The organism is Reichenbachiella sp. (assembly GCF_965233835.1).
Taxonomy (GTDB): Bacteria; Bacteroidota; Bacteroidia; order Cytophagales; family Cyclobacteriaceae; genus Reichenbachiella.
In genome coordinates this window covers 1,863,623-1,880,000 of the sequence record NZ_OZ247585.1, presented here as the reverse complement: position 1 = coordinate 1,880,000, position 16,378 = coordinate 1,863,623, and the positions used below count along the sequence as shown (strand labels likewise).

Annotated in this window: 7 protein-coding genes (1 of these 7 only partly in view); all 7 read right to left on the bottom strand. The window is 40.4% G+C overall.

Annotated features, from left to right (window positions below; translation table 11 throughout):
• On the bottom strand, positions 1-358 hold the 5' portion of the coding sequence (locus ACO6S2_RS08135; protein ID WP_422362002.1) for a family 16 glycosylhydrolase. 704 nt of this gene lie to the left of the window's left edge; 358 of the gene's 1,062 nt are visible here — the first part of the coding sequence; it begins with the start codon at positions 356-358; the stop codon falls past the left edge of the window.
• Positions 342-2,561: a CRTAC1 family protein gene (locus ACO6S2_RS08130; RefSeq protein WP_422362001.1), complete on the bottom strand. Its 2,220-nt coding sequence runs from the start codon at positions 2,559-2,561 to the stop codon at positions 342-344. Before ACO6S2_RS08130 ends, ACO6S2_RS08135 begins: the two co-directional genes overlap by 17 nt.
• Positions 2,558-5,851, bottom strand: a complete 3,294-nt coding sequence (locus tag ACO6S2_RS08125; protein ID WP_422362000.1) for a VCBS repeat-containing protein — start codon at positions 5,849-5,851, stop codon at positions 2,558-2,560. Before ACO6S2_RS08125 ends, ACO6S2_RS08130 begins: the two co-directional genes overlap by 4 nt.
• Positions 5,852-5,938: 87 nt before the next feature.
• Positions 5,939-7,489, bottom strand: a complete 1,551-nt coding sequence (locus ACO6S2_RS08120; RefSeq protein WP_422361999.1) for a RagB/SusD family nutrient uptake outer membrane protein — start codon at positions 7,487-7,489, stop codon at positions 5,939-5,941.
• A gap of 18 nt (positions 7,490-7,507) precedes the next feature.
• Positions 7,508-10,615, bottom strand: a complete 3,108-nt coding sequence (locus ACO6S2_RS08115; RefSeq protein WP_422361998.1) for a SusC/RagA family TonB-linked outer membrane protein — start codon at positions 10,613-10,615, stop codon at positions 7,508-7,510.
• Between the two features lie 34 nt (positions 10,616-10,649).
• A complete protein-coding gene (locus ACO6S2_RS08110) occupies positions 10,650-12,017 on the bottom strand; it encodes a hypothetical protein (protein ID WP_422361997.1) in 1,368 nt (455 codons plus the stop codon).
• Between the two features lie 148 nt (positions 12,018-12,165).
• On the bottom strand, positions 12,166-16,308 hold the full coding sequence (locus ACO6S2_RS08105) for a two-component regulator propeller domain-containing protein (protein ID WP_422361996.1): 4,143 nt from the start codon (positions 16,306-16,308) through the stop codon (positions 12,166-12,168).
• Positions 16,309-16,378: the final 70 nt, after the last annotated feature.

The window sequence follows — 16,378 nt, the reverse complement described above, 5'->3', positions numbered from 1 at the left end:
CGGTAGGTAATTTAGCTTTGACTTCTACCCTACCATAAGTCCAATCTCCTTTCTCTCTTGTTACCAACCTGGCGGAACTGTAATGTTTAGTGTTCATTTTCTCTTTGATAGCAGTGATGATCAAATGTCCATCTTCTACCCTGGCGTTTTCAAGTCTGTTTTCAGTATAATACTCCAATTCATTATTCCCCCATCCACAGACATTAGGACATCCATCTCCTACGTCATAGCTCCACTTATTTTCGTCTGGTAAACCTGTGTAGTCAAATTCATCTGACCAGACGAGCTCGTATCCACTCTGAGCAAGACTAACACTTGAAATGCACAGAAGGACTATTAGTTTAATGATGATGTTCATGGTTGGATTTTGATTTTAAATTCAATGGCTGAAGAGAGATGACTTGAGGCATTTCTCCTTGCTTAATTTTATAGAATTGATTCATATCGACATGCTCCAATTCTTGAATGGATTGCTGGCGATCTGGCCAGCAGATGATTACTTTATCAATTTTTAAGGCATCTCCTAAGCCGATTTCTGCTCTCAATGCGTTGGCTCCAAATGACCCGCCTGTTCCGACATAATGATACACCACTCTTAATCTATCTGAAGGCATTCTCAAATGGACTTCTATTTTAGCGCCTATAGCCGAGCGGTTGGCTGTAGTACCTTCCAATTCTAAAGTCAACCATTTGCTTTGAAATCCAGGATTCTGAAAAAGCATGTTTTGAAAGACATCACTTTCTGCAGCGCCTCCTACTTGATGATAGATATCCTGATCTCCGTCATTGTCTAAATCTCCGAAAGCCACACCGTGCCCTTTTTGAATTTGTCCAAACTCACCCGCGGTCGTTACATCTGCGAATCCCTCTCCTTTTATATTTAAGAAAGCTCGATTCGGAACAGATGCCCAAATATTGAACTCACCAGTACCTAAATAGAAATCTGGATAACCATCATTATTAAGATCACCAAAATTGCCGCCCATAGCATATAGCAATCTATCTAATCCAACTTCTTCAGTTACGTCAGTAAAAGTTTCATCTCCGTTATTCCTATACAATCTTGGAGTCTCTCCTTTGAATGCTTCCTCCAAATAGTCTTTAGCTACTTCACTGGCAATCAGATGCGACTCACGGTTATCATAACCAATCACCAGAATATCCTGCCACCCGTCCTGATCATAATCCCAAAACCATGTAGGAAAGCTCATGATAGGTTCGCTCACTCCAGCCGAACCAGCCAACTGCTCAAAAACCCAGTTCGCTGAACTGGTTCCTCCTCTATTAATATAAAGCAGGTTGTTACGACCATAGATAGACAGGTACAAATCAGGCCAACCGTCATTATTAACATCTCCCCAGGTAGCACCTTTTACAAACTGATTGATTTCTAAATCCAGTTTTTTTGCCAAATCAGTAAATGTGCCATCGCCATTATTCATATACAGTTGACAAGGGAAAATGGCTCTTCGGCCAGAGGACTCATTTCCTACGAATAAATCCAGATGCCCGTCCAAATTAAAGTCAGCAGCTGCCACAGTTCCGGTGGGTTGTTTTTGATACAGGCCAGCTGCCTTGGTCTCGTCTGAGAAATACCCCCCATTATTTATCAATAGAGAGTTCGGCACCAAACCGTTAGTAGATAACCAAGCTCCACGCATGATGTAGATATCAGTGAGTCCATCGTTGTTGAAGTCTGCATGGATATTATTGAGCCCCCCGACCATGCCCTTTAAACCATAATGCTTGGTACTGTCAATGAAACTTCCTTGACCATCATTTATATACAAGGTCGATTGTTCGCCTAAGCTGTAAGAAGTAGTGAAGATATCCAGCTGCCCATCATTATTAAAGTCTTCAATACTAGCCCCTCCCGCATGGTTGTTTAAATCCACTCCTGTTTCTATACTTAAATTTGGAAACACTGGAAAATCTAGTTCTGACTCGAAAGCGCTTGGAGGAATAAGGAATTGATTGGGTACGGCCTCTGGATATTTGCCTACGGCCTGGTAACACAAATTCAGGAACCATCTGGATTGCATGTCTGTAGAATCGTAAGTCAATAGTTTTTCATAGACTTCAATAGCATTTTCTACGGGACTGGTTTTAATGTGAATCCCCTCGCCCTTGATGGGCATGATACAAGATTGTCCCGAGTGGTTTTGGATGCAATTTTCAATTTCTCCTTTTCGTAAATAAGCCAATGCCTTTACTTTAAAGAAGTCCAAACTCTGGACATTCACTTTATCGAAGCTATTGCCTGCTAAGTACTTATCAATAACCTCAATACATTTGTCATTATCTCCTTTTAAAAGCAGCACCAATACATAATCCAACCATTGCCCAGAGCGCATGCTATAGGGCAATCCCTTTACATTGATCTCTAACTTGCGGAGTAGGTTGTCTGTAAAATAGGGATAGTTGTTGTTTTGCCTAGCCTTTTGTGCTAATGTATCCAACTCCATAGCCATTTTGATGGTCGAAGCTGTCCGTCGATCAACATCTTCGCTACACGAAACCAAAAACCATAGTGCCCAAACTATGTATAACAATTTTCTCATTTACCTTCTCGATAAACCACCATTGGCGCACTATTTGAAACAAAAGCAGTCGCATGGGAATCCTTTCCAGCAAGCCTGACCACATGTCTAATATCATATGGAATGTATAAGCCAGATTGATTGTAGTTCACATAAGCAAACTCTCCCTTTCCATTCCCGGCAAATAGCCAACCGTAGCAAGCATCGTTTCTTGGAGTTTCTACTTCTGAGTTGAATTGATTACCTCCTGCCAGAATATCCAGATTACCATCTCCATTGAAGTCAGCAATTTCCATGGTGTTGAAGGAAGAAGTTTGTGCTTCAAATGGCAACGGAGTCATACCAAAGTCTCCCCCTAAATTTTCCATATAAACACTAGAGAAATCTTGCACTTTATAATGCAAACTATTTTCTAAGTGCTGGTCACCATAGATATCTGACAGCGTAGCTTGAGCGAAAGCGTTGTATTTGTTTTTGTATTTTTTGCTGATATCAGGAATCTGCTGAGAGCTACACTGCATGCCCCGGACTGGAAACTGTCTCTCGTCTTGGTAATAACTCAGTACAATATCAATATTACCATTAGCATCATAATCATCTACGTATATATCGAAGGTTTCTTCTGGTGTGGCCTGATACTTATAGTTGGTTCCTAAGTTACCAACAACTAAATCTTCATCTCCATCTCCATCAAAATCTGCTTTCTCCACAGTGTTCCACCAACCTACCGTTTCACTTAATCCATAATTTTCAGTTTGGTTTACAAATGACTGACCATCGAATGAAAATATAGAAATTGGCATCCATTCTCCCACTATTACCAGTTGGCCGTCATTTAACCAAGTCGCATCAGTGACCATTCCCAATTCATTGAAAGCAGATTGCTCATTGAGTTCAAATTTCACGTTGCCCTCTTCGGATACGTTCTCTAACAAATAACTAGAAACAGGTAGCGGATATTTTCTCTCTAGCTGCCGGCCACCAATAAACAAATCCATATCACCATCCTCATCGTAATCGAACGGAAGTGCGACACCTCCGCTTACTAGGTAATCTGGCAAGACCTCGCTCTTCGTAAATACGCCAGACTCATTAATGTAGAGTCTATCCATATATAGATCTGACCCTTCTTCTGCATCGTTGCCTCCGCTTACTACAAACAAATCCAAATCTTGATCATTGTCTGCGTCAAAGAACACGGCTGAAACATCTTCGTAGATGCTATCAGCAGGCATGAAATCAGAAGTTGAAAATGTCCCATCCGCCTGCTGAATGAATAACTGACTTGGTATATTCATAGCACCACCAATAAACAAGTCTTCCAATCCATCTTGATTGATATCTCCTTTGGCTACTGCCGGACCCAATCGCGACATTCTGTGTGGTAACAAAATCTGGTAATAGAAATCATCAAAGTCATTTTCTGTATTCACATAGTTATCCAGTCCTTGGATAGAGGTTTCCTCAAATAGTTTTAAGTCTTCAACCTCGTCACCGGTGCTTTCTGCTGCTTCATTCGCCTCAACAGAAATGGCTTCTCCTATTTTGATATCGTTTACAACGGTTACTTTACCATCTGGCCACGTGACTTCAAGTTTTAAAGGCTGACCATTAGCACCAAAATGAATAGTTGGCTCAACGGAAGATTGATACCCTCGAACCAAAGTGTGCTCTTTGTATTGAATTCCATTATCCGTATACAACTTGATCTTGGCTCCAAGACCTAGAGGATTCTTTTCGTTTCCTTTTAGCTTGACCTTAATAAAGTTTTTGTTTCCATTCTCTACGCTAAGGTTTTTATAGATAGAGGCAGCCGAGTCAATATTATTAATAACTAATTCAATATCTCCATCATTATCCAAGTCTGCATAGGCAGCTCCATTAGAAAAACCTTCAAATTGAATTCCCCAATCTTCATTAGTCCGTTCAAACTGCTGACCATCTAGGTTCTTAAAAATGTAATTATCAATTCTTTTGAAGGGTAGTTTTTCGGTGACCTCAGCAAACGTCAGTTCCTTATACTTGATCTTCATCTTAATATCGAGCCGATCCATCCATTTAAAGAAGTCTTTGTTATTAATGTCACGCCGGGTTCCATTGGTGACGTACAAGTCATTCAAGCCATCATTATCATAATCTGCAAAGAGGCATGCCCAGCTCCAGTCCGTTTTATCGATACCGGACATTTTTGCCACGTCTGCAAAAAACGGTTTCCCATCTGGTTTTATTCCCTGATTCAATTGAAGCGTATTGTACATGTACTGATGATGAAATCCAGCATTTACATTTTGCCAAAAACCATCAATGTCCATGCTTGCCATATTTGCTTTAGACCTGAAGTTATCAGCTGGTGTCATGTCCATCTGAGTGAAGTCCATCAAGCCATCATTATTAATATCGGCAGCGTCTACTCCCATGCCATAAAAGGAAGTATGTTGCATAGTCTCTTTTGAAAGGTCCGTAAATGTGCCATCTCCATTATTGAAATAGAAGTTGTCTGGAGTGTTAAAATCGTTCGACACATATAGATCAGTCAGATTATCATTGTTGAAATCAGAAGCCAAAACTCCCACTGCCAATCCAAAGTTCAACATACCAGCTGCCTCAGTGCCGTCAGAGAAATAGCCAGAGCCATCATTGATGTATAGATGATCAGAAGATTCCCATTTCGGATTGTCTACCTTCTTTTTGTATTCAGGAATCAAAGTACCAAAAGATGTTTGCTCATAGTTTGCCACATACATATCGATGTCTCCATCCTGATCGGCATCAAAAAACGCCGTCTGAATCGAAAGCCCTTCATCCGCAACACCTCGATCCTCAGCTTCGTCTTTGAATGTTGGAATACCTTGATCATTAAGACCTTGGTTGATGTAAAGAATATTTTTTGTAGAACTCCAGATACCAGCTACCGATATCGATATATCCATGAGTCCATCGGCATTGACATCGTGCATGGCTACTCCGGTGATCCAGCGGTTGTCTGCTGCCACTCCTGCTATGTTGGTGATATCTTCGAATTGTAGATTGCCTTTGTTTAGATAGAGTTTGTTTTTGACTCGGTTGCCTGTGAAGTACACGTCTTGAAGACCATCATCATTCACATCGCCAATGGATACTCCACCTCCCATATAGTAATATCCATATTTAAAAAAATTGATTGAGTCATTAACGATTAGATCATTTGAAAAATCAATGCTTGACTGCGCGGGCGAAATAGCTTCAAATATTTTTTGGTTTTGAGTTGTTGTCTTTTCCTCACAAGAGAAGAGGCTGACCATTCCTATTAGAAGTCCTATGTATCTTTTCATTTACCGTTCAATTTACAAAAACAAAGGCCACCCTTAAAGCTAAAGGCGGCCTTTGAATAAACATTTTATATTATCAATCCCAAACGATTAGTATCCAGGATTTTGAGTCATGTTAGTAGCCGCAGCAATGTCCGAATTAGGAATTGGAAATAGCTGATGCTTGGCATAATCGAAGTTGTCACCATAATGTGCTGGATCTCCATCAGTAAATGTAGCCGGCACTTGCACACCTAGTTCAGCATTTGCAATAGTCTCACCCCATCTGATTAGATCGAAGTATCTGTGACCTTCAAAAGCCAACTCAACAAATCTTTCTGCAATGATATCTTGCAAAGTAACAGAACCAAGGCCAGCCAGACCCGCTCTAGCTCTTACCTGATTGACATCAGCTAAGGCGCCAGCATCGTCACCACTTTGCAACTTAGCTTCGGCACTCAACAACAGCACATCAGAATATCTGATCAATCTCCAGTTAGTACCATAGTTCAACTCTTTTGGAGCACCATCCTGATTAGTTTCCGCATCGTAAGATCCATACTTCAATCTGAAATATCTGTTATAATCCCACCAAGTACTTCCGTCGAAATTCGGATCAGTACTCTTATAGCTAAGGTACTGCTGCTCAGAGAACATCGTCGCATCTCTTCTTTCTGTATCTCCCATGGCATTGAAAGCATCCCATAGTTTTTCAGAAGGATAGTTGAATCCCCAACCAGCTATTAGACCAAGTTCAGGAGTAGATCCTGCTCTGGCACCCATCAGCTGCACGTGCAAGTTATTTTCAAATCTGGTTCCCCAAGGATAATTCCAATCATAGGGTACTTGAGATGAAAATGATGCTTCAAGAATAGACTCATCTCCAAACTCTTGCGCTTCAGTAAATACATCAGCATAGTTATCAACCAAAGAGTATCCTGTTACATTATCAAAAGCAGTAGCTGCTTCAGCAAACCTTCCTTGATAAAGCAAAACTTTACCTAGCAATGCATTCGCAGTACCTTTAGACATTCTGAACTTATCTGCATCAGAGTAATCGCTTTTGTGAGGAAGAGCGGCTACCGCATCATTCAAATCAGTTTCAATTTGAGCATAAATATCTGCCTTTGGCACTCTTGCCTGGTTAAACTCGGATGGTTCCAATCCTTGCAAAACCAAAGGAATATCTCCAAATTGAGTAACTAGTTCAAGATAGTAATACGCTCTCAACGCCTTTGCTTCTCCAATGATTCTCTCTCTCAATGCATTTTCTGGCTCCAAATTTTCAATGATCATATTGGCTCTAAATACACCATAGTAATTCACCTGCCATGTTGCTTGAACTGCAGGGTTTGAACTATCCCAAGTATAATTGTCCAGCTGCTGATAACGAGGCTGATCCGTGCTACCACCACCACCAGCAGTACCTTCATCAGAAGGTAATGTTTTGATGAAAGTAGGGCTGGCCCAGTCAAATAAATTATCTGCTGTAAGCATATCATATGTTGCTACGATGGCTAATTGTGCGTCATCATCTGTAGCGTAGAATGTCTCAATAGACGACACTCCATTTACGTCTTGTTCTAATTGTTCAGAACATGCTGCGAGTATTACTGCAACCAGTGCAGAAGCTACTCCCAATATTGCTATTTTATTTTTCATGTCTTAAATATTTTTATATTAAAACTGTAGCGTTAAACCAGTGACGAATGTCTTTGGCACAGGATAAGATCCTCTGTCTATTCCTAAACTATTCGCGTTATTACTTCCTCCGATTTCAGGATCGAATCCTTTGTAATCAGTGAATGTGAAGAAGTTGTCCAATGAAACGTACAATCTCAGTTTACTGATTCCTGCTCTATCCAAAATTGAACTTGGTAGGTTATAACCTAATTGTACTTGTCTGATTTTGAAGAAAGAACCATCAAACACCATCATATCACTAGTATATGCTTGTCCTGCTACACCAGCTCTAAACCAGCTGTTCGTAGAATTCTCTCCTGTCCATCTATCATTGTAGAAAAATTCTGGTTTGTTATTTTGAGGTCTATCAGTTCTATTGAATCCCATAATCACTTCGTTTCCAAATGATCCTTGAGCAAAGATTTTGAAATCAAAACCTTTGTAATCCAACTTGATCGTAGTACCAATGGAGAAATCAGGATGTGGAGAGCCGATTTGAACAAAGTCACTTGGTGTAATAGAACCATCACCATCCGCATCCACGATCACAGGATCTCCTGGAGCGGGAGTATATCCACTAGTTACGTTTGCCGTATAAGCATCTACTTCCGCTTGATTTTGGAAAATACCATCCGTCTGATATCCTCTGAAATACCAGATCGGGAACCCTTCTTGCATAGCAGTAGCAGAGTTCCAATCAATGCCTACGTTAGCTCCAGCCTCAAACTCTTTGTTCGGATCAACAAACGTTGCCTCATTTTTGATTGAAGTGAAGTTCATGGTAATATCATATTTGAAATCACCTTTTTGCTCTTGATATCCCATCTCAATTTCTAGACCTTTATTGCTTACCTCACCAGAATTTACAAATCCTGCAGGGTTTCCAACAAATGCTGGTGGGCTACCAATAACCAATAGATCTTTAGTTGTTTTCCAGAAGTAATCTGCAGACAATGTCAACCTATCTTCGAAGAAACCTAAGTCTAATCCGATATCAGTTTGCTCAGAAGTTTCCCAAGTCAAATTAGGATTAGCTAATTGCGTTGGCTCAGCACCAGTTAAGAAGTTACCCGTAGCATCAGCATAGATAAAACCTGCACTAACTGTCGCCAAAGAAGCACCAGCACCAGCATTGGTTACAGATGACAAACTACCGTTCTGACCCCAAGAAGCTCTTAACTTCAAGAAATTCATTGGACCTGCAGAGAAGAAATCCTCGCTAGACAATACCCATCCTGCAGACACTGAAGGGAAGTATCCCCAACGGTTGTCTTCAGATAGCACTGAAGAACCATCTGCTCTCATAGTTGCAGAAAGCAGATATTTCTCTTTGTAGTTATATGTAACTCTACCGAAGTATGAGTTCAATGTATTTGTATTTCTGTTTCCTTGAGCATTTGTATTCTGAATTCTGTTTGGAACAGCGTCCAAATATGCTAACTGAGGAATCGCATTTAATAATGTAGTTCCGTTGCCAGTCATATAACCATTCTCAGTTGAGAAGAAAGAAGTACCTCCTAACACATTCACATTGTGGTCGCCAAACTTCTTAGTATATGAAGCAAAGTTTTCCCACTGATAGTTGAAGTAATCACTATACGTATCTGACACTCTTGCCGTCTCCGTATCTCTGTCATTAAAGAACCAAGATTCTTGCCAGTAGTGATTGTAGAAATTACCTGAAATCAATCCCAATCTAGAAGTTATTTCTAACCCTTCGATCGGTGTAATAGTAACGGCTGTAGCACCTTGAAGCACTGTCGCGTTGAATCCACCATGAATCTGAGCCATCTTACCTATCGGGTTAGAGTTTTCTCCATCTACCAATGTAGAAATACCCCAATAGTTACCATTTTCATCAGTTTTATAGTTTTGCTCACCGTATTCGTTGATTACCCAAGGAGGAATCCCATTGTCATAAGTAACCGGAACCGCAGGGTCCATTACGATACCACTTTGTACAATTCCACCAAATTCAGTATTCTCTTGAATAGACTGTCTTTCGAACTTAGCAAAAGAGTAATTACTTGAAATTTTTGCCCAATCATTTACTTGGTGACTGATGTTGAATCTCAATCCGTATCTATTGATCGAAGCATCTTCACCACCTACGATACCTTCTTGATCCAAGAAGTATCCACCAATCATATATTTGGTATCTTCTGTTCCGCCTGAGAATGTCAAAGCATGTCTCTGCTGTGGAGCCGTATCAAATATTTCATCTTTCCAATTGGTCCCAACTGATGGCACTTGTTCATCAGCTCTTCTAGATATTCCTGCTTCAGAATTATACTCATCGTATTGAGTAAGGTTCATTACCTCCAGTGGAGTGTTTTCATTTTGAATGCCAAACTGGAAATCATAAGAAATTTTACCTGGACCTTCTTCGCCTTTCTTAGTAGTCACATAAACTACACCGTTAGCGCCTTCCGCTCCATAAATTGCTGCAGAGGCCGCATCTTTCAATACTTCAATACCTTCAATTTCAAATGGATCTAACCAATTGATATCCGGTACTCTCATTCCGTCTACGATATAAAGTGGAGCAGTCGAACCGTTAGATCCAGCACCCCTAATTTTGATATTGTATCCAGCTCCCGGAGACCCTGAAGTAGGAACTACCTCAACACCAGCCATTCTTCCTTGCAAAGCCTGATCAACAGATCCTGCTGAGAAGTTAGCCAAGTCTTCAGCTTTCACACTAGAAATAGCAGCAGTCAATACACTCTTCTTTTGAGAGCCATATCCTACAACTACAATTTCTTCTAGAGAAGTAACATCATCCATCATGCTCACATCGATGGTAGATCGGCCGCCAACAGCCACTTCTTGTGCTTTCATTCCTATGAAAGAATATACCAAAATATCCTCATCAGAAGTCACAGAAATTTTATAGTCACCATCAAGATTCGTAACCGTACCTGTGGCAGTACCTTTTATTAATACACTTACACCAGGAAGTGTTTCTCCTGTGGTGGCCGAAATAATTTTCCCGGAAACCACCTTGTCCTGAGCTTGAACACTAAAAGAAGCAAGTGTCAGTAGCATCAGTAACATGGGCATCAGACTTCTAAGCCCAACACTATATATTTTTATTTTATGCATGTCTTTTAATTTTTTGATTTGAAATAGCTACCAATTATTCAACCTCAATTGAAGCATCCTTATCTCCCTCTTCCTGATCTCCAGTCAATTCTGGGTATCTTTTGATATTTGCTACACCGTCTGTTTGATCGTAATTACCTGCTGCATCCACCTCCAAGTAGAATAGTTTATAATTACCTGCACTTGCAACAAACTTGGTTGTACCAGCGCCTTCACCGTCAAAATCAGCTGGTGATTCTGGGGTAAATTGAGAATTGTACGGTAACCAAATCCAATGAACCGTAGACCCTAGTTCTTCGGCTACAACAACCACATCAATCACTCTAGGCTCGTCAACCGGGTCGTTTTCAGTAGCGGTAAGCGTAAATGCAGTAGGTGCGGTGTTATCCACATTTACAGCAAAAACGTTTGTTGCTGGATCCCACAATGCATCATTATTTGCAATATCAACTACCGTTGTTTGATCAAGTGTAGCCGTGAAAGACCCATCTCCATCTGCCGTGTTTGTCCATGTAGTATACCAAACAGAAGCATCATCTTCAGATTGAGATAGCAAAAGCAAGGTATCTGTTCCGGCAGATCCTGCATCATAGTCAAGTGCTAATTTCATGGAATCATTTACTGCTCTTATTGCCTCGCTTGCAGAAACCATAAATTTCACAGCCCCTCCTTTACTAACAACAGCTACTTCATCAGGATTTTCAAATTTTGCTAGCGGTTTCACATTGTCAACTGCATGAAGATCAACTCTTAGCGTATCAGTAACGCCGCCTCCATAATCGGCAGCTGCGGTTACATTTAACATACGACCCATCAACTGACCGTTTCCTGTTCCACCAGTAATAGTAGCTATGAACTGCGTCATACCACTTCCAGCTACCTCCGCAAGATTAGAAGTAATCGTTCCCGCAGTAAAGTCACCTTCAAATGCCAACGTTGGTGCAGAAGCAAGAGGTCCCGCAAACGTCAATGTAACAGTTTCACTACCGCCATCATTTACGCTCGAATTACTAAATGCCACACCGCCTTCTTCTAAAAGAATAGCATCTACACCATTAATTGTAATGGCTCTGGCACCTTCCAATCCGTTGCCCGTTGCGTTAACGGTGGCCGTTCCTACGGCACCGAAAGTAACTTCAGCAGTTAAACCATCAGTTGTTCCTAACGTTGCATTTCCGGTTACAGACCAAGATACACTTCCACCTGCTTCGCTTGCCGTGAAGGTTTGAGTTGACATAGGCGTCACACCAGAAGGTCCATCTATGTAGAGCACAGTGCCCACATTGTTTTGTCCTGACTCATCATCCTCGCATGCTACTGTGATAAGCAGCAGCAGCGCAGATGATAAAATCACTTTGGACAGACCGTTTAGCCTGCCCCTCATTTGTCTAAGTTTTATCATGCCTTTCAATTTTTTGATTTTAGTGAATAGTTTTAATAAAAATTGAGTCTCAAACTTCTTCAATCTCTACCCTTCTTGCGTGGGGCATTTGTCACAAAGGCGGATGGTAATTATTTCAAATAACCTTAAAACAGCTCTGGCGGCTATTTTAAGATGTTTTTTCTTCTGTATCGCTTGCATATTCAGAAGGATTCACCCCAAATTGTTTTTTGAAGCAATCTCTGAAATATTGCAAATCATTAAAGCCTACCTGATAGGTGATTTCTGAAATTGTCAGTTGATTTTGGCGAATGAGTTGAGCGGCTCTTTTTAGCCTTATGGACCTTACAAACTCATTGGCAGACTGACCAATCAAACCCTTCAGCTTTCTATACAACTGCATTCGGCTTAGTCCAAGTTCCCTTCCAAGGTCATCTACATAAAATTCTGAGTTGGACATGTTGTCCTCCACGATCTTGACAGCCTTCTTAATAAAGTCTTCATCTCGCGAGGCAATCTTAACATTAGTAGGTTCAATATTGAGCGTTTTCCTGTTGACAATATTGTTTTTGATATGATCGTGAATGTTGAGCACGTTCCGAACCCTTAGAGCCAATAACTTCGGATTGAAAGGCTTGGTGATATAATAATCCGCCCCTTTCTCAAATCCCTCCAGCGCACTGTCATTTGATGCTTTTGCGGTAAGTAGAATCACTGGAATATGACTCGTCTTCGTATCGTTTTTTACTTTTTTACAAACCTCAAAGCCATCCATGCCAGGCATCATAATGTCTGAAATAATTAAATCAGGGATTCGCTCCAAAGCTAACTCAGAGCCATCCACACCGTTATCAGCTTCGATCACTCGATAGTCAGGCTCCAGAATCTGTTTAATATATCCACGGATATCATTATTGTCTTCTATAACCAATATTAATGGCTGTTTTTCCTGATCTTCCAGGCTTTCCAAGCTCTCCGTCAAAGGCTGAGTATTGGCCTGTTGGTCCGATTTGAATAGTTCCTGGTTTTCGTATTTGAACTCGCTATCCACATTAGAAAAGTCCTCTGGATTTAAATGATCCGTTCCCTTATTGAGATGTACAATAAATACTGAACCTTCATTTTCCTTGCTTTCTAGTTCAATTTCTCCCCTGTGCAACTCTACCAGCTCTTTGGTCAGAGAAAGGCCGATGCCAGTTCCCTTACTCTTTTTGTTTTTTGCGTCTCTTACACGATAGTATCTGTTAAAGATATATTCCATCTCGTCTTCCGGAATCCCAATCCCATCATCTTTTACTATAAGAGTCACCTTGTCATTGGACTCCACCAGCTCGAATTCTACGTGTCCAAATTCAGCAGTATATTTAAAAGCATTGGAAAGTAAATTCACCACAATTTTTTCTAGCTTTTCCCTATCAAAAAACAGGGTAATTTCCTTCTTAGGCACAGTAACTTTGTAACTGATATTTTTCCTGGCAGCAAATGACGAAAACGAATGAATGACCGGCTTCAGAAATTTGGCTACGTCCTGCTCCACCGCCTCCAATCTCATCTTTCCGGATTCCAGTTTAGAAAGTTCCAAAAGCTGATTAATCAAATTAAGCAAACTCTCTGCGTTTCTAATCATCATGCTCACCTGCTCCTTGATACTACTGAACTCTGCATTTTCATACATGGCTTTCAGAGGTCCTAGGATTAGCGTAAGTGGTGAACGAAACTCGTGCGAAATATTAGCAAAGAAGCTGGATTTCATTTCGTCGAGTTCCTGCATCTTGGACAATTCCATGTGCTCTACCTGGAGCTGCGTTTGCAATCTTTCCCTGTTTACGATTGTCTGAATTCCCCAAACCAATAACGCAGTGATAATTATAATATATAGCGAGTAAGCCCAATAGGTGTTGTACCAAGCTGGAGAAATAACAATTTCTACAGAAGCCTCATGTTTACTATATATGCCATCATTGTTCGTTCCCTTCACCTTAAACACATAATATCCTGGAGGCACATTAGTATAATAGGCCTCTCTTCTATTTCCCACATTCTGCCAACCTTCGTCGTAATTGACTAATTGATAGGCATATTCATTTTTGGAAGTTTGAGAAAAACTCAGTGCGGCAAACTCAAAGCTGAAATCATTTTGATCGTATGTGAGATTGATTTTTTCTGTTTTTCGAATGTTCTTGTTCAATGGTGATTCCGATCCAACTTTCACCGACTGATTAAACAATTTGAAATCACTAAAGTAAACCGGAGGCTCATAGGTATTCTTTTTAATTTCGTCAGGTTTAAATCGGTTGAATCCATCGATTCCTCCAAAAAGCATTTCACCGTTGCTAAGGGTATAGCTTGAATTTTTAAAAAATTCCATACCCTGCAGACCATCAGACTTCGTGTAATTTTGAATAGTTCCAGTCATAGGGTTGTACTTTGACAGCCCTCTATTGGAGCTTAACCATAAATTCTCTTGATCGTCTAATTCTATCCCATAAATCACTTCATTTGGGAGCCCGTCGTGTTTACCAATTTTTGTAAACTCTCCTTTCGTCATGTCAAACCTATTCAGACCTGAAAAGGTACCTACCCAAATGATTCCATCTTTGCCTTGTTTGAGGGAGATTACCGTATTGCTCGATATCCCGTTTTCACTTTTCTCATCCACTGTGTAGCGTTTGAAACTAACTTGTCCATTGGTCTCAAACATCTGATTCAAACCTCCACCTTCGGTACCTATCCAGAGAGTCCCCCTATTATCTTCCATTATTGGCCTGACGTAGTCAGAACTTATACTATGAGGATTGTCCTTATCATGATTGAAACCAATGAATGAACGACTGGAAGGGTCGTAAGCAAATAGACCGTCTCGGAAAGCGCTAAACCAAATTCTGCCCTTTTTATCTTCGTAAATCGAAAAGACATTTTCAAATCCTTGGTTTTGATTCAGTGGATGATTGATTCTAAATTTTTCAAATTTGTTAGACCCTTTTCTTTTCAGGTTCACTCCCCCATCCCAAGTACCAATCCACAGATTTTCCTTGCTATCCAGCAAAAGCGAAAGAATGGCGTCTTTAGTGATAGGATTAATCTTAGACCGCGTTGTGTAGGATTTAAATGTGTTCTTTTTTACGTCCCAATAGTTCAAACCACCACCGTCAGTACCAATCCACACGTTGTTTTGGCCATCTTCCACAAAACAGCTCACAGAATTATTACTCAATGAATTTGCAAAGTATGGGTTATGTTGATAGTGCTCAAATTTCGTGGCGTTTGGGTCTATTTTGAATATTCCCTTGTTGAATGTACCCACCCAAATGATCCCTGTACGGTCTTGGTACAAACTCCAAATTGAATTGTTTTGTAGTGAATATTCTCGACGAGGATCAAATGTGTACAATACAGATTTACCGGTTTCAAGGCTTATCACATTCAATCCGCCATTTTCTGTTCCGATCCAAAGCTGGTTTTCGTCATCTTCTAGTATGGACAAGATCACTCTTGTTCCTGTTTGTCCAAGTTTGTTGTCTAGCTTTTGATGTTTGAACACAAAGCGTCCACTCTCATCATATTCTAATTTGTCAAGCCCTCCATGGGTCCCTAACCAGATATCCCCGTTCTTGGTTTTGTACAGCTTTCGAATAGTATTAGATACGATGGATTCTGATTTACTGTCATCATGTTTGTATACTATAAACCGTTGACTGTTTGGATCGAATAGGTTCATTCCACCTCCCCAGGTTGAAATCCAAAGGTTTCCCATATTGTCCTTAACAAGCCCGGTGATATGATTTTCCGAGATACTAAAAGGATCGTCCAGGTTTTTTTGATAGGATTTGATTTCTCCAGTCTCTCTATTGTATTGATGCAAGCCATATCTTTCAGTTCCAAACCAAAGAATATTATTATCATCTTCGAGAAAACCTTTTACACTAGCTTCTTTAAGATACTCTGGCATACCAGCCGGTCTGAATCGTTCGAAAGAGTCCAAGTCTTCATTGTACAAACAAATGCCTCCACCCATGGTACCAATCCACAACTGTTTATCAGAATCTTCATATACCGTCCGTATATAGTCGTTGCTTAAACTGGTACTGTCATTCTCATCGAATTCATAGGAGATCATATTGATTCCATCGTACCGGTTCAAACCATTGCGTGTACCGATCCACAAAAAACCGTTATGATCTTGAACGATAGATGCCACAGTATTTTGTGACAATTCCGCCTCTATAGAAATGAATTTGTTGTTCCTGCCTTGTCCTAGACAAACAAAGCTGTGCCAGACAAGCACACACATTAGTAACTTATACTTTCTCATACCGCTCACATTACAATAGATGTAAATATTTCAATAATATTTTACACCAGCCTACCCTTGATACAATTAC

Coding starts and splice junctions, on each gene's coding strand:
- ACO6S2_RS08130 (WP_422362001.1), bottom strand. CDS start 2,561: ATGAGAAAATTGTTATACATAGTTTGGGCACTATGGTTTTTGGTTTCG.
- ACO6S2_RS08125 (WP_422362000.1), bottom strand. CDS start 5,851: ATGAAAAGATACATAGGACTTCTAATAGGAATGGTCAGCCTCTTCTCT.
- ACO6S2_RS08120 (WP_422361999.1), bottom strand. CDS start 7,489: ATGAAAAATAAAATAGCAATATTGGGAGTAGCTTCTGCACTGGTTGCA.
- ACO6S2_RS08115 (WP_422361998.1), bottom strand. CDS start 10,615: ATGCATAAAATAAAAATATATAGTGTTGGGCTTAGAAGTCTGATGCCC.
- ACO6S2_RS08110 (WP_422361997.1), bottom strand. CDS start 12,017: ATGATAAAACTTAGACAAATGAGGGGCAGGCTAAACGGTCTGTCCAAA.
- ACO6S2_RS08105 (WP_422361996.1), bottom strand. CDS start 16,308: ATGAGAAAGTATAAGTTACTAATGTGTGTGCTTGTCTGGCACAGCTTT.